This is a genomic window from Morganella sp. B601, from assembly GCF_051172335.1.
Taxonomy (GTDB): domain Bacteria; phylum Pseudomonadota; class Gammaproteobacteria; order Enterobacterales; family Enterobacteriaceae; genus Morganella; species Morganella morganii.
In genome coordinates this window covers 383942-401373 of record NZ_JBPIZE010000004.1, presented here as the reverse complement: position 1 = coordinate 401373, position 17432 = coordinate 383942, and the positions used below count along the sequence as shown (strand labels likewise).

At 52.1% G+C, this 17432-nt stretch carries 19 protein-coding genes; 1 reads left to right on the top strand and 18 read right to left on the bottom strand.

What is annotated here, in order from left to right:
• Nucleotides 1-72: 72 nt before the first annotated feature.
• Entirely contained in the window at nucleotides 73-624 is a 552-nt protein-coding gene (locus tag ACSBQN_RS13430) for a tyrosine-type recombinase/integrase (protein WP_024474435.1), read from the top strand.
• Here the strand turns inward: ACSBQN_RS13430 and ACSBQN_RS13425 are convergent.
• The 18 genes from ACSBQN_RS13425 to ACSBQN_RS13340 form a co-directional block, all read right to left on the bottom strand.
• On the bottom strand, nucleotides 619-2277 hold the full coding sequence (locus tag ACSBQN_RS13425; protein ID WP_354633104.1) for an O-antigen ligase family protein: 1659 nt from the start codon (nucleotides 2275-2277) through the stop codon (nucleotides 619-621). The genes ACSBQN_RS13430 and ACSBQN_RS13425 overlap by 6 nt on opposite strands.
• A gap of 3 nt (nucleotides 2278-2280) precedes the next feature.
• Entirely contained in the window at nucleotides 2281-3231 is a 951-nt protein-coding gene (locus ACSBQN_RS13420; RefSeq protein WP_337137118.1) for a fimbrial protein, read from the bottom strand.
• A gap of 6 nt (nucleotides 3232-3237) precedes the next feature.
• Complete coding sequence (locus ACSBQN_RS13415) at nucleotides 3238-3747, bottom strand: fimbrial protein (protein ID WP_241770862.1); 510 nt, start codon at nucleotides 3745-3747, stop codon at nucleotides 3238-3240.
• Nucleotides 3748-3763: 16 nt separating this feature from the next.
• Nucleotides 3764-4354: a type 1 fimbrial protein gene (locus tag ACSBQN_RS13410; protein ID WP_024474431.1), complete on the bottom strand. Its 591-nt coding sequence runs from the start codon at nucleotides 4352-4354 to the stop codon at nucleotides 3764-3766.
• 32 nt (nucleotides 4355-4386) lie between these two features.
• The gene (locus tag ACSBQN_RS13405) at nucleotides 4387-4911 is read right to left on the bottom strand and encodes a fimbrial protein (RefSeq protein ID WP_354633106.1); all 525 of its coding nucleotides are present in this window, start codon (nucleotides 4909-4911) and stop codon (nucleotides 4387-4389) included.
• Between the two features lie 28 nt (nucleotides 4912-4939).
• On the bottom strand, nucleotides 4940-5698 hold the full coding sequence (locus ACSBQN_RS13400; protein WP_214167175.1) for a fimbria/pilus periplasmic chaperone: 759 nt from the start codon (nucleotides 5696-5698) through the stop codon (nucleotides 4940-4942).
• A complete protein-coding gene (locus ACSBQN_RS13395) occupies nucleotides 5695-8301 on the bottom strand; it encodes an outer membrane usher protein (protein ID WP_434991707.1) in 2607 nt (868 codons plus the stop codon). The genes ACSBQN_RS13400 and ACSBQN_RS13395 overlap by 4 nt, the downstream gene beginning before the upstream one ends.
• Nucleotides 8301-8816 carry a fimbrial protein gene (locus ACSBQN_RS13390; RefSeq protein ID WP_337137120.1) on the bottom strand — a complete coding sequence of 172 codons (516 nt, stop codon included), beginning with the start codon at nucleotides 8814-8816 and terminating at the stop codon, nucleotides 8301-8303. The genes ACSBQN_RS13395 and ACSBQN_RS13390 overlap by 1 nt, the downstream gene beginning before the upstream one ends.
• 61 nt (nucleotides 8817-8877) lie before the next feature.
• Nucleotides 8878-9417: a fimbrial protein gene (locus tag ACSBQN_RS13385; protein ID WP_024474426.1), complete on the bottom strand. Its 540-nt coding sequence runs from the start codon at nucleotides 9415-9417 to the stop codon at nucleotides 8878-8880.
• Nucleotides 9418-9982: 565 nt separating this feature from the next.
• Entirely contained in the window at nucleotides 9983-10543 is a 561-nt protein-coding gene (locus tag ACSBQN_RS13380) for a tyrosine-type DNA invertase (protein ID WP_024474425.1), read from the bottom strand.
• Nucleotides 10524-10883, bottom strand: a complete 360-nt coding sequence (locus ACSBQN_RS13375; RefSeq protein WP_024474424.1) for a helix-turn-helix domain-containing protein — start codon at nucleotides 10881-10883, stop codon at nucleotides 10524-10526. Before ACSBQN_RS13375 ends, ACSBQN_RS13380 begins: the two co-directional genes overlap by 20 nt.
• Nucleotides 10884-10949: 66 nt before the next feature.
• A complete protein-coding gene (locus ACSBQN_RS13370; RefSeq protein ID WP_024474423.1) occupies nucleotides 10950-11768 on the bottom strand; it encodes an MrpH family fimbial adhesin in 819 nt (272 codons plus the stop codon).
• A 19-nt stretch (nucleotides 11769-11787) separates the two neighbouring features.
• The gene (locus ACSBQN_RS13365; RefSeq protein WP_024474422.1) at nucleotides 11788-12333 is read right to left on the bottom strand and encodes a fimbrial protein; all 546 of its coding nucleotides are present in this window, start codon (nucleotides 12331-12333) and stop codon (nucleotides 11788-11790) included.
• Nucleotides 12334-12343: 10 nt separating this feature from the next.
• Complete coding sequence (locus ACSBQN_RS13360; protein WP_024474421.1) at nucleotides 12344-12826, bottom strand: fimbrial protein; 483 nt, start codon at nucleotides 12824-12826, stop codon at nucleotides 12344-12346.
• A gap of 11 nt (nucleotides 12827-12837) precedes the next feature.
• Nucleotides 12838-13374 carry a fimbrial protein gene (locus ACSBQN_RS13355; protein WP_036408292.1) on the bottom strand — a complete coding sequence of 179 codons (537 nt, stop codon included), beginning with the start codon at nucleotides 13372-13374 and terminating at the stop codon, nucleotides 12838-12840.
• A gap of 18 nt (nucleotides 13375-13392) precedes the next feature.
• On the bottom strand, nucleotides 13393-14151 hold the full coding sequence (locus tag ACSBQN_RS13350; RefSeq protein ID WP_024474419.1) for a fimbria/pilus periplasmic chaperone: 759 nt from the start codon (nucleotides 14149-14151) through the stop codon (nucleotides 13393-13395).
• Nucleotides 14148-16805: an outer membrane usher protein gene (locus ACSBQN_RS13345; protein ID WP_024474418.1), complete on the bottom strand. Its 2658-nt coding sequence runs from the start codon at nucleotides 16803-16805 to the stop codon at nucleotides 14148-14150. The genes ACSBQN_RS13350 and ACSBQN_RS13345 overlap by 4 nt, the downstream gene beginning before the upstream one ends.
• A gap of 21 nt (nucleotides 16806-16826) precedes the next feature.
• Nucleotides 16827-17384, bottom strand: coding sequence for a fimbrial protein (locus ACSBQN_RS13340; RefSeq protein ID WP_024474417.1), 558 nt, complete (start codon nucleotides 17382-17384; stop codon nucleotides 16827-16829).
• Nucleotides 17385-17432 lie beyond the last annotated feature (48 nt).

Here is a 17432-nt window from a genome sequence, read left to right as displayed (position 1 = left end):
TCATCCGTTTATTCTGTGATAACGTCTAAAAAAGAATCAAACCTGACTATAATTACCAGACTGAATATTTTTATGAAAGAACGAAAACACCTGAGTGAACAGGAGGTTCATTCCTTAATATCATCATTACCTGATTCAATTAACCATCTTCGTAATCAGTGTCTGATTGCTGTTTGTTTCAGTCACGGATTACGCGCCAGTGAACTGACCGGATTAATGCTAAGTGATATTAATATCAATGAAAAAACTATTCATATTACCCGGCTGAAACACGGATTAAGCACTAATCAGCCCTTACAGTCCCTTGAATATGAATTACTGACACAGTGGCTGGCTCAGCGGCATGCGTCTGAACATTATGCCGAACCCTGGCTTTTCCTTTCCCGTAAAGGCGGCCGGTTATCCCGCCAGCAGATATTCCGGATTATCCGTGACAGCGGATTGTCCGCCGACCTGAATATTGCGGCACATCCGCATATGCTGCGCCATGCCTGCGGTTATGCGCTGGCAGACAGAGGAACAGATACCCGGTTAATTCAGGATTATCTCGGCCACCGCAATATTCAGCACACTGTGTTATATACCGCCAGTAATGTGGCCCGGTTCCGCAGTATTAAATTATGATTTTCTGCCCCGGGAAAAAAAGTCATCCTGCGGAAATAATTTTGCGCCCTGATATAAATAATATTTTCCGGCTTCAGTCTCGCCCTGAAACTGCAAAATTATAATCAGGGAGTGATACACATTTTTATCAGTATGTTTCTTCAGATAGTTTTCAGCCCAACGGCGGTAATCTGCTAATAACTGCGGATCTCTGGTCTGATTAAACTGCATTAATTTATGTACATGACGATCAAACTCCACCCGCTCATATTGCGTCATCAATACAAATTCCGGTAGTGATGACAATGCCCGGATATCCTGCATTCCCCGCCGTTCAGCACCGGTCAGAATAATTCCCGTCAGCAATGCGCCTGCCATCACACAGAGTATCCCCGCGCCTGCTCCTGCCGTTATCATGCTGAAAAATGATGGTAATCGTATGATTTTCGCCGGTAAAGCGGTAATGCTGTCAACCTGAGACAGTAATAATAAACACAGTGCAAAATGCAGTGCTGATAAACCAAACGGGTATTCGGTCTGGGTATGCAGCAATAACGGTAATATGGTCAGACACAATGTCAGCGGCAGCGGATTATTTTCCCGGCGAAACGCCAGCCACGCTCTCTGTATAATCAGCCCCCCGCCGGTGATAATCAGAGCCAGACCGGTTAATGCCACAGCACCACCTTCTGCTCCCCAAAACAGAATTTCATTGTGCGGGTGAATAACAACTCCTGTACCTTCCGTGGATTTTCCCTGCCAGACCCGGAACATCTGAAACACATATTCAAAACCACCGGCACCCCAGCCGGTCAGCGGGCGCTGTTTCAGCATCTCCCATGCGCTGCTGAGCATTTCCAGCCTGGCATTATCTGAATTCAGATGTGATATCACGCCAATCTGTGTATAGTTTTTAAGCCACCAGCCCGCAAGCACACCAGTGACCAGCAGGATAACAGCCAAATATTTCCTTCTGCGCGTACCGGCTGATAACAGCATAATCACCGCAGTGATAACCGCACTCAGCCCGCCAATCCGGGACTGAATCAGCACCAGAACACACGGCATAATAAACAGTGCCGACACGGTTATCCACCGGCTGATACTGCTTTGCCGCTGATCCGGGAGTAAAAAGAGAAACAAAGCAAACGCTGTACCACAGGACAGAAAGGTTGCCAGCAAATTAACCTGCTGAAAAACACCGTACGGGCGATTGCTGAGCACCGGCCAGGGTATCCATCCGCCCGCCGGAGTCAGTTGCAGTAAAATAAGCAGCGCATGCACCATGCAGGCCGACAGCCATAACAGTACCAGAAAGCGGATGTGATCTTTGCTCAGTTTCAATCGGGCACAACACAGATAAAACAGCAGCCCTGCGGCTGCACCGGCCCAATACAACCCGCCGTTCAGCCGCCATTCAGGACGGGTATACAACAGCGGTAACGCCAGTATCACAATCCCGGCAGAAAACCAGCACAACGCCGGAGTGACAATCAGGCACTGCTTTCTCCGGATAACAGAGATACTGACAAATAATATCAGTATCCCCATCATTGCCCATGAAAAGCAATTCTGCGGCAAATTCAGCCCGTAGCCACCGGTATTCGGGATATACAACAGTGACCCGCAGATCCAGATAATAAAAAACAGCTGCAATCCGCGTGAAAAAGTCATCCGTTACTGCTCCGTGAAAACCAAAATAGCGTTCGCCGTAAAGTCACCGGTTTTCAAATCCGTGGCGTTAATTGCCGGGTCACGCACCGCCTCAAATCCCAGCGTCAGAGTATGAATGCCGGGCTGATAACTGAGAGGAAAGGTTTGTCCGGGCTGAACCGTTTTTCCGTTATATAACACAGCAACACCCAACCCCGTAGTGCTGGTGCTGACCACCTGTTCATTGCTGACGGAGATCGGGGTGAATTCCAGTTTCATAGTAGCGTTATAGTCAATATTACCATCACATTTAATGGAGATATCTTTTGTCACCGGGGGTGTTGTACCGGATTTAACGGCAATATCTGTACGTTCTAATTTTCCCAGCTGAACATCTAAATCCGTACCGCCATTCAGAGTACATTTTGGTGGTTCGACGGGTAACCGGTGTGCATCTCCGCAGAATTTACCGCGGTTATCCGGACCATATCCCATATCGCCGCGGTATTCGTAACCTGTTTCCGTATCTTCTATGGTGAAACAATAACCACCTGCAGAAGGTGCTTTTTTGGTTTGATCGTTATTATAAATTTTTTGCTCAGCAAACGATTTGGATTGCTCCAGCCAGACTCTGTCCCCGATCAGTAAGACAGAACCTTTACCTTTACTGCAGGTATCCATATTTTCAGGATAAGCACACCAGTAAACTTTTGTGATGTAATAACCACTTTTCGGCACATAAGCCTTATTATCACCAGCATTTCCCCCCATAGACATCAGAAAATTAATGGCTTGACCATCCGCGTAATAAGCCCCGGTATTCGGGTACCAGTCACAAATATTAGATTTAAAAACATTCTTACCGCCAGAGATACAAGGAAGGGATGCACCCACCCAGCCAATCGCATTGGCGCCCTGAGATACCACCAGCAGAAAAAACAGTGCAGCCCCGCGCAGCATTAATTTATTCATCATTTACTCCTACAAATATTCCGCCACCAGCGTGCCGGTCGCCCGGAACGGAGACTGTGTTAAGTCCGTGCCCGGCACTTTTACCAGTTGTGCTTCCAGCTTTGGCCGCTGCGTAACATCATCGATTTTGAAAAATTTATTTAACTCAAGCGGCTGTCCGTCCTTCAGAATCCGTACCAGCAAACCGCTGACATCACTTTCAATCGCTGACGGATCAGATACCGACGGGCGGGATGTCATAAAGATCATCCGCAGCGTATTTGCCGGGTTGATTCCGGGACAATCCAGTGTGTAATTGAGCGGCAGGCTGTAGACTTTCGTGTCCAGCTTATTAATGCCGACATTTTTAAAATCTGCTGTAATCGTCTGATTATTATTTACCGTGCAGACAGACAGCGCTCTCAGTGTACCGGTGAAATTAAAGATTTTATTGTCACCGGTCTGTTCCGATACGGCCTGCGCTGACCATGCCGTCAGTAAGAAAAAACCGGATAACATAACTATTATTATTTTTTTCATTTTCATTATTTCCCGGTTAATCAAAAGTCATGGTTAAAATAGCTTGTGATGTAATGGATTGCCCGTTTATCCATGTATTATCATCAGGATGCACCTGCACCAGTTCGGCCTGCAGCTTTGGCAGATTCAGAATATCCACGTTAAAATCAGTATTAATATCCTGCTGTTTTCCGTTAACCAGCAGACGAATCCCCAGATTTGCATTTATTACCGGTGTGCTGCCGACACTGACAGGCAGCAATTTATGACCGGCATCATCAACGGTATCGCCCTGCGCAGAGTCCAGGCGAAAGCGGGTCTTTCCTGCTGTATCACCGGTACAGGTCATTCCGCTGTCCAGCGGTCTGATATAACTACCGGTAATATTATTTACACCGGATACGGAGGAAAAACGAATATCCCCGAAATTAATATCCGGTGATGATTGATTACTGAATGTGCAGCGCCCGGTGGCAATCACCGTACCGGATATATTTATTTTCAGCCGGTTTTCATCACCGGTTTTACCCTGCGCGGGAAATACCGTCAGGCTCACTACCGCTAATAACATCCAGCCCGGTAATAGGGTATGCGCAGCCTGCCGGTTAAACCGTTTTATGAATGTCATAATACTGTCCTGTCTGTGTTGCGCCCGGCGGGCTACGGATATGAGATTTCAAACGTGGCTGTCGCTGACAGCACACCTGTCGTCAGGGTTTTATCCTTAACCGCATCCGGCTCTGCCTGCACATACCCCTGAAAATTCAGTGTGGTTGTGCCGTCACTCAGGGCATATGCCGGACTGGTTTTATTCAGCGGCAGTAACTTCCCTTCCGGGGTTTCAATACCCACTGCCAATCCCGGTAATGTGCCGTTATCCGGCACCAGCAATCCAGGCAGCGCGCTGCTTTCAGCCCCGCGAAACGTGATAAAGGCCTTTTTACCGATAGTGGTATCACACCCTTCCAGCTCAATACTGAACGGCTCCGGCGGTGTCCGGTCTGCGGTATAAAAGTAGTTTTTTACTATCGTGCCGAACGGAAGTGAGATATTTTCACTTGCCTGCGATAAAGTGCACGGCTCAAACACCAATTGCCCTTTCACTTCAACATCCGTACTGTGCGCTGCCGAACACAGCAGCAGACCGGAACACAGTACAGCCATACACGGAATGGATATCTTCACTTTCTCTGCTCCTGGTCTGCGCTCTGTATCAGCCCGGTTTCACTTCACTCACCCGGCAGGTATTGCTCTGGCAGGAAAAAATCATTTTCGGGCGGCCGCCGTAATCATTGATGTAACCCAGTACCGGCGCATTCCCCAGTGAAGCGGCACTGCCGCCGAGGGTTTCACTGCTGTCCGGAGCAACCATGAATGCCTCAAATCCGCTGATATCTTTTCCTTTATATGCCGCAGATGCTGATGAAATCGTGACGTAGTATGGTGTCGGATTATTCACAATGTATTTATCACCCTGCCGTGTCAGGGTAATACTCTCCTGCCACGGCTTTGCATTCTGCGCCACCACTAAGCCTGCCGGGCGGTAAAACAGTTTGATGCGGGTCTGTAATGCAATCTGCAGTGTATTGGGTTTATCCGATTTCGGCGGAATTTCCCGTAAATTGAAGTAATACAGACTCTCTTTATCCTGTGACAACAGAGTCATCGCGGCTGTCGGCTGAATTTTTACCTGACTTTTCTCACCGGCTTCCACCCGCTGGATTGGCGGCAGTGCCACCAGCGGATCCTTGATCTTGTTACCCTGCGCATCTTCAATCCATGCCTGCGCCAGATATGGTAACTCTTTATTCTGATTAGAAATTTCAACACTTTCCGCCCGTTCACTACCGTTTAAAATGACACGGGTTCTGTCCAGTGCAATCGCCGCCTGTGCAGCCGGAGCCGCCAGAATACCGGCCAGCATCAGTACCGGAAGGCTCCGTGAAGTAAAACGGCTGTATTGATTCTTCATTTCTTACTCTCTCTTTTATTCTCCGCCCCCGCCACTATCAGCGGGGTGGATGTTGTTTCTGTTTTTACTGATTTTTCCGGTACAGGTGCTGTTGCAGACACACACGGCAGCAGCAGATTCCCCTGCGGGATCACGGCCGGAAAATGGATTTCACACTGCGTTTCCCCGCCCCACGATACCTGCATTGTTTCTTCCGGATTAATACCGGAGAGCCAGACCATGCCATCCTCGCTGACCATCCCTGTCTGTATATGATCCCTGTTCTGCACCACTGCCCCGAACGGCGGAACATGTCCGTCAGTCAGGCTGAGTACCGCCATCGCCTTCTGCCCGGAGACGACGCCGAAGCGGCGGTAACCAATTGCACCTTCCGTCAGCGTTCCCTGAACTACGGAACGGGTCGCTTCGGCGTTTTCACCCAGTTTGTTCAGATCCACATTGACGCTGCTGCGGTAATAGTTGCTGACATCACTGACAACCGCTTTACCGAAGATATTGGTGGTGGTTTCTCCGCCACCGCCGCGGACAGGAACATCCGCCACACCTCCGGTATCCACCAGCATGCGGGTTCCTCCCATGACACCGCTGCGGTGCAGTGCCGCACCTTCCGCTGTGGCAGTCAATCCGCCGCGTACAGACAGCCCGGCCGCACTGTAACGGTTACCTTCAAATCCGGCAGTTGCGGTCACTTCGGCTTTATCCCCGCGATAGTTCAGATAGCCGTTACCAATAGCACGGTGATCACTGCTCATCCCGGCGGTGATACGATAGTTCGCCCGCTCATTAATGCGGTCACTGTAATCCGCTGAGTGACTATTCTGTCCTTTACTGAACTGCCCGCTGTAACCTATGCTGCCGCTTTCCCCCCACGGCACAGACAGGCCGATATACATCCCGTCATCACGGCCGCCCTGATGGCGGTTACGGTACGCCGATAAATTCAGGCTGATGTTTTTCACCTGCCCGATATCGAAATAATGAGAGGTGGAAATATTCCAGTTATCACTTGCCGGGCGATCCCAGTAGGTCTGGTGGTTAAAATTAAGATACACATTCGTATTCAGCGAACTGAGTGTCTGGCTGAATGTCATGGTGTACATCTCTTTGCCGTTACCTGTCACCGCAGCGTTGTGATAACGGGCACTCAGATATTGCGACATTGTCATAAAATCGCGCTCAGAGAAGCGGTAACCGGCAAATGTCACCTGGCTGTTGGTAGCATCAAACCGTTTGGAATAACTCAGCCGGTATGACCCGCCTTTTTTGGTTTTCCCGCCCGGCAAAGAAGCGCGTGATTGGGTAATATCAGCGGATAATGCCCCCAACATCAGCAAATCACGCCCGATACCGGCCGAAACGGCGTTATATTTGCCGGCGAATAACCCGCCGCCATAGACAGACCAGCCGTTACTGACACCCCATGAAAATTCACTGCTGATAAATTCCGGCCCTTTGACACGGTGGTCATATTCCGAGGGCTTACCGAGCGCCACTTTATACCGCACCAGTCCGGGTCTGGTCAGATAAGGCACACTCGCCGCATCAACCTGAAAGGTCTGAACCGAACCATCCTGCTCTGCGACTTCCACATCCAGCTTACCGGACAATGCGTTACTTAAATCCCGGATCTGAAACGGTCCTGCTGCTACCGTAGTTTCATAGATCACCCGCCCCTGCTGTTTTACAGTGACCCGCGCATTGGTTTTCGCCACCCCGGATACCTCCGGTGCATAGCCGCGCAGATTCGGCGGCAGCATCATGTCATCGGTATCCAGCGCCAGGCCGGTATAGCGGAAGCTGTCAAACATACCGGAGGTGAGATAGTTTTCCCCCAGCGTTAATTTTGCCCGCAGTGGTGCAATCGCGCGGTAAGCGTAAAACCGGTTCCAGTCCCAGCTTTGGTCAGATTCATGATTGGTGCGCGAATAGCGCCCCTGCCAGTCTGCCCGCAAACGCCAGGCGCCGACATTCAGGCCGGTGGTACCGTTACCGCTGAAATCCTGCCGGTTACTGTGTCCGGCCTCGCGCTGCTTTGTCAGCTGCGTATTCAGGTTGTAATCCAGGATAAAACCGGCAATACCCTCATCCCAGCGTGACGGCGGATCCCAGTTATCCGCGGTATATTCCAGATACGCCTGCGGCAGACTGACGCGCAGTGCCCCGGCGGCAAAATCCGCCCGCAGAGTCATTCCCGGCAGTGATGCCGGATCAGCGCATTCACCATTGTGCCACCAGGTCAGCTGTCCTTTTGCGGATGAGGTTAATCCCAGCTCTTCGCTCATCTCCGGCGTAATACAGGCCATACTGCCCTGCGGATCATTATCCGGGGCCAGAAAACGGATCTGCCGCTCCGCCTGCATGCTGCTATTAATTTTCAGCGCCAGGGAATAGGTTCCCGGCATCACATAACCGGCCTGAGAAAACTGTGATAAATCAATATCTCCGCGCTCATTCAGATCCAATACCTCAGTATTGAACTCCGTAATGTCCTCCGCCTGAACCACCGCAGAAAACAGAGAGAGCAGGATCATAAATGTCAGCGGCTTTAACCGCGCCGCCGGGCGCGACTTTCCGCAGCCTGACGAAAATACATTGGCTTTCATCACAAATAATCCAGGTTAAAATTGACGGTTGACCGATATATCCCTGTTTTTATTGAGTTACGATCCGCAATCAGCCGTAACCGGTAATTCAGTGTGATATTTTTTGTCTGTGGTATATCCGGGAGTGCCACTGCTTTTCCCGGCATAATCACCGAACCATCTCCCTGACTGAGCTGAATCCCGACCCCTTCCGCCTCTCCGCTGATGGCAAACAATCCGTTGCTGTCCGCCGGACCGGTAAACGTTATCGCCAGACTTTTGCCATCCGCTGACAGCAGACAATTTTCCAGCCGGACAGCAAACGCAAAGGCTGAACTGTAGCCACGCTGATATAACTCGGTTGCCGCAACCTGTGGTATATCAATCCGTTGATACTTATCCTGCATATTGATGGTGCAGGAAGAATCCAGAACAAATCCCTGTAACCAGATCCGGCCTGTCTGCTGTTCATGCCCTGCCGCACTGACAGTCAAACAGACGGCCAGCAGTCCGGTACTGAGTATCTTCGCCTTCACTTTTGCTCTCCGCCCGGCTCCCGTACCGGACTTCCGGTACGGGATAAAGACACAACTCCGGTTACTGATAAGCCATCACGAAATCAGCTGTTGCAGTGAAAGCACCAGGTGCAACGGCTTTCGATGCGTTTGAATCTCCCTGCATATATGCTTTGAAATTCAGTTCGTTATCACCGTCATTCAGTGTAAATGCATTTGATGTGTCTCCCGGGGCAATAACATTACCGCCGGCATCAGTAATAACCACACCCATTGAACCGGATGCCGGACCGCTGACACCAAAGGCTTTATCCAGACCTTTTGCCGAATCCCCTGCAATACCGTTAAAACTTACGGTTGCTGTTTTTCCGCTGGTGATATCGCAGTTATGCAGTTGAATGGTAAAATCAACCGGCGTGGATTTACCGCCCTTCGCCAGTTGCACTTTAGCCACGCTGCCCAGCTCAACAGTTTGTTTCAGGCTGTTTGCATCAATAGAACAGGCTGCATCAATCACTTCACCGTGAAAGTTGATTTTGCCGCCGCCCTGATTGGCTGCCTGCGCAGTCATTGCCATTACGGAAGAAACTGCCAGTGCGAGAACCACTTTTTTCATACTCATATCCAACTTCCTGATTTACTTGTTTTAGATAAAAATGCCGACATAAGGCATATATAAGCAATGTTTTGCTTTTGTACTTTTTTGATACAGTTCCGGAACCACCTGTACCCTTTCACCGTCGGCGGATTTGTGATCCTGCCGGTGATCCTGTTTATTCCGTCAGCAGTGCCCGTTCCGGATGGTCACTTCTCATACCCGTGACGCAACTAAATAAACCAAAATGTTGCGTTTTGCGTATTACACTGAAATATATAAATTTATTAAACGATGAAAATTGATTTAACAGGTGCGGCAGATATGAGGAGGAAAAGCAGATCGAAAAAAAGATGGGGGTATTGCTGTTTTACGTCAGAACATGCCAGCACGAATCGTTAAGAAAATTCCGTGCAGGATAAAAAACGGGCATTTTTTGCACAAAAAACAAGCTATTTTTGATTAAAAAATAAACTGAAAGTGATTTTGACGGAGTTTTGAACTTATTTTGATATATTTTAAATTTAAATATTGCCCATGAAACAAACAGCAAATAATATAGCGACACTTTGGTTTATTATGTTACATTATTCTAGTCCCACAATCCCCGAAAACGCCCCGAATTTGCTGCGGTATACAGCACAGTATGCTGAATGTTGCGGTGTCCGAGATAATCCTGAATCAACCGGGTATCCGCCCCTTTATCAGCCAGCGCATAGCCGCAGGCATGACGCAGCATATGCGGATGAACCGGTACCGGCAGCCCCGCCATTTCTCCCAGCTCTTTTAAGATCCGGTAAATACGGGAGCGGGAAAGGTGTCCGCCTTTGCGGGATAAAAACAGCCAGTGGTTTTCAGCGGCACGGGGATAACGGGAGCGGCAGTTAAGCCAGCGGGTAAGCAGATTTTTTTCTGTACGGCTCAGGGGATGGGTGGTGGAAAGGCCGTTTTTAAGTCGTCTTATATAGAGATTATCGGCGGCAACATCCATGTCCGATAAACTCAGTTGCCCCAGTTCACTGACGCGGAAGCCGTGGACAAAACACATCCACAGCAGGCAGGTGTTCCTCTCCGGATCACGGCCGTTTTCCGCAACTGCCATCATTTTCTCCACCTCAGACTGCATCAGGTGTTTACGTTTGTTTTCCTTCATCCGGTTTCCTTTTGTACCGGGTGGGTGCGGACAATCCATACTCCGGAACAGATTCCGCTGTATAAATATCCGCTTTTCCCCGGAAGCACTCCCGGTATGAACGCGCTTCCGGACAGTCAGCGAAAAACCAGCTGACCGGTGTCTGTAAAACTTCAGCCGCCCTGACCAGCAGGCTGACATTGATCTGACTGCATCCCCGCTCATAGCGCGAGAACTGCTGCTGGCTGATCCCGAGGTGATCCGCCAGGCGGCTGCCGGACCAGCCCAGCTCTTTCCGCTTGCGGAAGATCCGGTAGCCGACAGATTTATTAACGGTTAAATCAGTATCTTCTGTAATCATATTTTAGTCTCACTGCGGACTCACAGTGCTGCCGGTCTTCGCAGCACTGTGAGAGAAAATAAGAAATTACGGCATAACAAGAATGATGGATCCGGAACCTTCGAAAGCGCCCGGCGCAACCCGCCCGTTCACTTTCAGCACCGATTTCACATCCACCTGAGTCGCACCACCGGCCGGGACATGAATGGGTGCCCCCTGCTCTCCCGGATTGCCGTTGAGATAAAGATCCGCGTACAGGCTGTTATCCGGCCGGAGCGGGACACGGCCGCTGTCTGAGCCGGAGGCGATCACGAGGATATCCATATCCAGATTGCAGGTGACGGTGATGCTTTTATTACGTGCCGCATCCGGCAGACTGACTTCATCAATATCCCCGTAATCCAGGATCACAGAGCCGCTGGTCACTTCACAGGCGCCCACCGGCGGCGGGGCGATACCACAGAGTGAGCCGGGCAGCAGGCGTCCGTTTTTCGACCAGCCGCCTGATTCAGATTCATAAAACAGCCCCACACACTCCTGATTGGAATTCAGCGCCGGGCCGACATGCTTCGCCGTGCCGTTATATGGCAGCGAAATATTGTTCAAAACCGCATCCCGCACTTCCGCCAGTGTTCTCAGCTTTTCCACACGGACAATCGATTTGGTGGAAGAGCCCGGTGAACCGTCAACATCGTGTTTATGGTTGATATTGATCCAGCAGACAGACCAGCCGTAGCAGGGATTGGGAGCCGAAGGGTCTTCCGGATCCCAGCGCTCGATAATGTAGGTGTAAACGGCATTCGCCGGGTTCCCTGACGATTCCGTGATATAAGAGAAAATCGATGCCCCCGCCGAAGCGGACCAGAGCAGCGCGACCGCCGCAATTATTTTCACAAATCTGTTCATAGCGAGCCTCAGTTACCCGTCAGTCATAATTGAGATGAAATGTCGCAATGGCACTGAACGGCCCGCGTTTAATGGTTTTGTTTGCCAGCGCATCCGGCTCTCCCTGTACATAGGCGCGGAAGTTCAGCAGTGTCAGTCCGTCATTCAGCGTGATCTGCGGTGATACCTCATTGACCGCCAGCGCCGTGCCGTCCGCATTTTCCAGCCCGACTGCGATGCCCTCCGCCTGACTGCCCGGGCTTATCGCCAGCGCGCCGCTGATAAACGGATTTTCATCCCCGGCAAACATCACCGTCACCCGCTTGCCGATGGAGGTATCACACTCCGAGAGCCGGATCCGGAAATCCTTCGGGGGTGTCCGCTGATAGGCGTACAGGTTTTTATCGGGGATATTGCCGAACGGCAGTTCCACGGTTTCATCCCCCGGATGTATCGTGCAGGGCTCATCCACCAGCGTGCCGTGAAAATACAGGTTGTCAGGGACAGCCCCGGCATCCGCACCCGGCAGTGATAACAGAAACACACCGCAGGTACTGATAAAAAAGCGCCTTACTGTTTCATTCATTGCATTGCTCCTACTGATATTCCGCCAGCAGTGTGGCGGTCACATCAAATGCACCTTCCGGCAGTGTGCTGCCCGGCCGTTTTACCGGCACCGCCTGAATCACCGGCGGGTTATCCGGTGATACCGCAATGCGTTTGTTGAGCGTGAAGGGCTTTCCGTTCTGCGTCAGGTGAATCGCCAGGTCGGGGATGTTGGTCTGTAAAGCCGCATCATCAAACCCGCTGACCGGGCCGGTGACCGACAATCCCAGATCCCAGCCCTTGATATTGTCCTCACACACCAGGGTGTAATTGACCGCCCTGGTGTAATTGACGCCATCCACTTTATGCACGCCGACGTTGTCACCGAAAAACACATCGATCACACCGTTGTCACTGATCGTGCAGGCGGGCGGTACCAGCAACGTACCAAACAGCTTCATGTTCGGGGCGGCCGCGCTGCCCGCTGCGGCACACAGCAGCAGCATCAGTAACCGCCGGTAATGTTTTGCCATGATCAGACTCCTTACTGATAATCCAGTTCCAGTGTTGCCACCGCCGAGAAATCCCCGCCGGTCAGCACCGCCGTCATATCACGGACAGGCACCGCTTCCAGCGCCGGAAAGACCGGATAAGTAAATTTCACTTTTTCACCGGGATTGAGCTGCCGCCCCTGATAAAGCATGCGCACCCCCAGCCCGGCGATTTCAGTCTGTAATAACCCGGCATCAAACCCGGCAGTATTGCCGGTGATGGCCAGCGTCATGGCATTAGTCGGCATCTTTGTGCACTCCGCCGTGTAATTGACCGGCTGTTTGTAGCGCTGGCCATCAATGCGGGTGCTCATAACCTCCCCGAAATCCACCAGAATGGTATTGCCGTTGTTAATGACACACGGCGGCGGCGCGATCACATTGCCGCGGATAGTGACATAGGTGATCCCGGGCACGCCCCGGATACCGGCCACCCGCTCCGGCAGTGCCGCAGCACTTCCCGCTGAGATACAGAGCACAACCGCCAGTATCCGCCGGAGGAAACACTGTTTTCTGATCCGCTCATCCATGGTTTATCCCCTGTCTGTTCAGTTACCGGCAGCCGTTTTTGTCACACGGCACTCTGCGCCGCTGCAACTGAACTGCAGCTGCGGGCGGCCGCCGTAGTCGTTGATATAACTCAGCACCGGCGCACTGCCGAGAGTGGCTGCACTCAGGCCGAGTGTGCCCTGACTTTTCGGTGCCACCATCAGCGGGGAGAACCCGTTCAGGCTTTTGCCGCCCAGCCCGCTGAGGGCATCCACAATCGTCACGTAATACGCGGTCGGGTTATTGACGACATAATGATCTCCACGGCGCGTCAGGGTAATTTTTTCCTGCCACGGATTAGTCAGATCCGTTTGTGAGGCATAGATAGCTTCCGGGCGGTAAAACAGTTTGATGCGGGTCTGCAGGGCGATTTGCAGGACATTCTGCCGGTTGCTGCGCGGCGGAATTTCCCGCAGATTGAAATAGAAGACACTTTCCCTGTCCTGCGGCAGTGCGGCGATCGCCGGTAATGCCTGAATTTTTACCTGACTTTTATCACCCGGCTCAATACGCTGCACCGGCGGCAAAACCACCAGCGGTGACGAAATTTTTTCTCCGTTCTGATCCTCAATCCATCCCTGCGCCAAATACGGCAGCTCTTTATTCAGATTGCTGACATTCAGGCTGACAGATTTCTCTGCCCCGTTGAAAATGACACGGGTTCTGTCCAGCGCGATAGCCGCATGCGACTGTGCTGAGGCCAGCAATACAGCGGCAACGGCCAGAACAGAGAGACGGGTTTGTTTAACTGACATCATAATGAATCACTCATTTCGTTACGTGTGGAAGGTGCCGGGTCTGCCCGGCCTGTGATATTCAGCCATTTCCCCTGCTGCGGGCGGTCAGCCGGCGGCGGGGAAGACGGCAGCGCAACCGGCTGCGGTTTTTCCGGGACGGATTGCGGCTCTGCGCCGCAGGTCAGCAACAGGGTGTACAGCGCCTGTCCCGGCGCAAGCTCCGGCACCGTCATCCGGCATGCAGCCTCACTGCCGCGCCGCAGCGTCAGAATATCCCCGCTGTTAATGCCGCTGAGATACACCTGCCCGCCGTCATTGACGATCCCCAGCTCGCGGTTATCCGCAGAAGTCACCACCGCGCCGAACGGCGGCTCGCTGCCGTCCGCCAGACGGATAGTCGCCATGGCCTTTTGTCCTGACAGCACATCAAACTGACGGTAGCCGATAGCCCCTTCCGTCAGCGTCAGCTGCTGAACAGAGCGGCGTGCTTCCGCATTTTCCGGCAGTTTGTTGATATCGATAGCGGCACTGTTGCGGAAGTAATTATTCATATCCGGCAGAACGGCTTTCCCGAAGCGGTTGGTATAGCTGAGTGCCCCGGTGCTTCTGACCGGCACATCCGCCACGCCGCCGGTATCCACCAGCAGACGGGCGCTGCCCGGCATATTGATGCGGTGGAATGCCCCGCCCTGCGGTGTCATCGTTACCCCGCCCTGAAGCGAGAGCGATGCGGAGGTATATTCCCCGTCAATATGTCCGGCACTGGCAGTGACCAGAGCACTGTCGGCATAGTGCATGTAATAGCCGTCAACGGAGGCTTTGCCGTTGCTGCTCAGACCGGTGCCGAGGCGGTAACTGTTGTTATCATCCGGACGGTCGTAATAACTGACGTTATGAGAATTACCGTGGCGGTTGATCATGCTGTTGTAGCTGACCGTGGCCCTATCCCCCAGCGGCATGCTGATATTGAGATACACCCCGTCATCATTCTTATCCTGATATTTATTGCGGTAAGCGGATAAGCTGATATTGATATTCTTATAACTGCCGATATCCATATACTTCGCCAGCGACAGGTTATAGTTGTCGTTATCCGGCCGGTTCCAGTAAGTCTGGTGGCTGTAGTTCAGATAGGTGCTCAGCCCGATATCCGGGAACTGCTTGCTGAACATGATGGTGTACAGCTCTTTATTGTTATCCGCGCGGTTATCGCTGTAGCGGCGATCCAGATACTGATTCATGCTCATAAAGTCGCGCTCGGAGAAACGGTATCCGGCGAAGGTGACCTGGCTGTCCAGCTCCTCAAACCGTTTGGAGTAACTCAGGCGGTATGAACCGCCGCGATACTGTTTGTCTTCCTGCGGCAGACGGGCAAAAGATTGGGTTGCATCAAAAGAGATGGCCCCGAAGGCCATCAGATCACGACCAACACCAAGAGAAACGGCATTATAGTCCCCGGCCACGAGGGAGCCGCCATATAATGACCAGCCGTTACTGATCCCCCATGAGAATTCCCCCATACCAAAGACAGGGCCTTTCCCGTGACGGCCGATTTCGGACGGCTGCCCGGCGGCGAGTTTGTACTGCACCCGGCCCGGACGGGTCAGGTAAGGAATGCTGGCGGTATCCATCTGAAACGACTGCACAGAGCCATCCTGCTCTTCCACCCGGACATCCAGTTTGCCGCTGACCGCATCATTAATATCCTGAATACGGAACGGTCCCGGCGCGACCAGGGTTTCATAAATCACCCGCCCCTGCTGGCTGACGGTAATTTTGGCATTGGTTTTCGCCACACCGGTCACTTCCGGTGCATACCCGCGCAGATTCGGAGGCAGCATGTTGTCATCGGTAGCCAGATTGACCCCGATATAGCGGAAGTTATCGAAAATATCTGAGCGCGAGAAGGTTTCCCCCATCGTCAGTTTTGCCTGTAATGAGGCAACCGCCCGGTAAAGATAGGTCTGGCTCCATGTCCAGTTATGTTCGGAGCGATCCCCGGAACCGGTGGTATGGCGGAGATTCGCCTGCCAATCGGCGCGGACACGCCAGACCCCGAGGTTTGCCCCGGCAGTCCCGTTCCCGGTGACCTGCTGTGTCTGTTTGCCGTGTGCCGGGTCATTAATACCGGCATTCACGTTGTAATCAAACAGCACGCCGGAAATCCCCTCATCCCAGCGGGAGGGCGGATCCCAGTTAGCGGCAGTGTATTCCAGATAAGCCTGCGGCAGTGTCAGGATAAGCTCGCTGTCCGCCAGTTTCGGTGACACCGACATGCCCGGCAGTGACGCGGTATCCAGGCATTTGCCGTTATTCCACCAGCGCAGGCGCTCTGCCCACTCCGGTTTCAGTCCGGCCTGCGCCATCAGCTCTGGGGATAAACAGGCGGCACTGCCTTTCGGATCATCCGGCGGCGCAATATAAGAGACCGGATAACTGTCAGGTAACTCACTGTTATTCACCCGGATAAAAAAGTCGTAGGTGCCGGGCATGATATAACCGGCACGGGAAAAATCGGACAGATCAATATTCTGTTTGTCATTTACATCAAGAATATCAGTATTAAATTCAACATCCTGATTATCCGGATAAGCTGCCTGCGGGATACCGGTCAGAATTAATGAAATCAGCACTGTCAGTCTCCGGCGGGAGACGGTACTCAGCGGAATTACCATAATGGATCCAGTCAGCTCGGTTTAATAATATTCCAGCTTGAAACCCACTGTTGCCCGGTAATAACCGGACTGAAGTTCATCACTGTTTTTCACGAGACGCGCCTGATATCGCAGCGCCATATTATTGAGATCAATATCTGCGGGCGGTAAGGGTTTGCCGGGAACCGCCTCATTCCCGTTGCGGTCTGAAATCGATAAGGAAGCCCCTTTGCCGGAGCCGGTCAGCTGAAAACGTCCGTCCTGTTCAGCCCCCTCAAACGTGACCCGGAAACGGAGATTATCCGCCGCACCGCCTTTCACCGGCTGCACGGTGCATTCCGCCAGCCTGATCCAGAAGTAGTCTGCGGGTCCCTGCCCTTCATCACGCAACTGCGGAACAGAAACATCGGTCAGCGCCACTGCCTGCTCACGGCTGGCGGTGGAAATAGTGCAAACCGGTTCGAGGATCGTGCCCTGCATCTGTACCGCACCGAAACGCAGACTGGTTTTTGCATCCTGTTTCGTTTCACCTGCCGCTGTATAAGAGGAAAAACACACTATTGTTATCAGCACTCCCTGAGGGATGACTCTGCTCACCATTTCCTGCCTCCGCTGAACGCACGCAACTGAAAAGCGGCACGGTTCATC

What these genes read in the sequence shown, in the direction of transcription:
- ACSBQN_RS13415 (WP_241770862.1), bottom strand. Translation starts at nt 3,747, where the DNA reads ATGAAAAAAATAATAATAGTTATGTTATCCGGTTTTTTCTTACTGACG.
- ACSBQN_RS13375 (WP_024474424.1), bottom strand. Translation starts at nt 10,883, where the DNA reads ATGATTACAGAAGATACTGATTTAACCGTTAATAAATCTGTCGGCTAC.
- ACSBQN_RS13395 (WP_434991707.1), bottom strand. Translation starts at nt 8,301, where the DNA reads ATGAAAGCCAATGTATTTTCGTCAGGCTGCGGAAAGTCGCGCCCGGCG.
- ACSBQN_RS13410 (WP_024474431.1), bottom strand. Translation starts at nt 4,354, where the DNA reads ATGACATTCATAAAACGGTTTAACCGGCAGGCTGCGCATACCCTATTA.
- ACSBQN_RS13430 (WP_024474435.1), top strand. Translation starts at nt 73, where the DNA reads ATGAAAGAACGAAAACACCTGAGTGAACAGGAGGTTCATTCCTTAATA.
- ACSBQN_RS13365 (WP_024474422.1), bottom strand. Translation starts at nt 12,333, where the DNA reads ATGAATGAAACAGTAAGGCGCTTTTTTATCAGTACCTGCGGTGTGTTT.
- ACSBQN_RS13350 (WP_024474419.1), bottom strand. Translation starts at nt 14,151, where the DNA reads ATGATGTCAGTTAAACAAACCCGTCTCTCTGTTCTGGCCGTTGCCGCT.
- ACSBQN_RS13380 (WP_024474425.1), bottom strand. Translation starts at nt 10,543, where the DNA reads ATGAAGGAAAACAAACGTAAACACCTGATGCAGTCTGAGGTGGAGAAA.
- ACSBQN_RS13400 (WP_214167175.1), bottom strand. Translation starts at nt 5,698, where the DNA reads ATGAAGAATCAATACAGCCGTTTTACTTCACGGAGCCTTCCGGTACTG.
- ACSBQN_RS13355 (WP_036408292.1), bottom strand. Translation starts at nt 13,374, where the DNA reads ATGGATGAGCGGATCAGAAAACAGTGTTTCCTCCGGCGGATACTGGCG.
- ACSBQN_RS13345 (WP_024474418.1), bottom strand. Translation starts at nt 16,805, where the DNA reads ATGGTAATTCCGCTGAGTACCGTCTCCCGCCGGAGACTGACAGTGCTG.
- ACSBQN_RS13360 (WP_024474421.1), bottom strand. Translation starts at nt 12,826, where the DNA reads ATGGCAAAACATTACCGGCGGTTACTGATGCTGCTGCTGTGTGCCGCA.
- ACSBQN_RS13385 (WP_024474426.1), bottom strand. Translation starts at nt 9,417, where the DNA reads ATGAGTATGAAAAAAGTGGTTCTCGCACTGGCAGTTTCTTCCGTAATG.
- ACSBQN_RS13420 (WP_337137118.1), bottom strand. Translation starts at nt 3,231, where the DNA reads ATGATGAATAAATTAATGCTGCGCGGGGCTGCACTGTTTTTTCTGCTG.
- ACSBQN_RS13370 (WP_024474423.1), bottom strand. Translation starts at nt 11,768, where the DNA reads ATGAACAGATTTGTGAAAATAATTGCGGCGGTCGCGCTGCTCTGGTCC.
- ACSBQN_RS13340 (WP_024474417.1), bottom strand. Translation starts at nt 17,384, where the DNA reads ATGGTGAGCAGAGTCATCCCTCAGGGAGTGCTGATAACAATAGTGTGT.
- ACSBQN_RS13425 (WP_354633104.1), bottom strand. Translation starts at nt 2,277, where the DNA reads ATGACTTTTTCACGCGGATTGCAGCTGTTTTTTATTATCTGGATCTGC.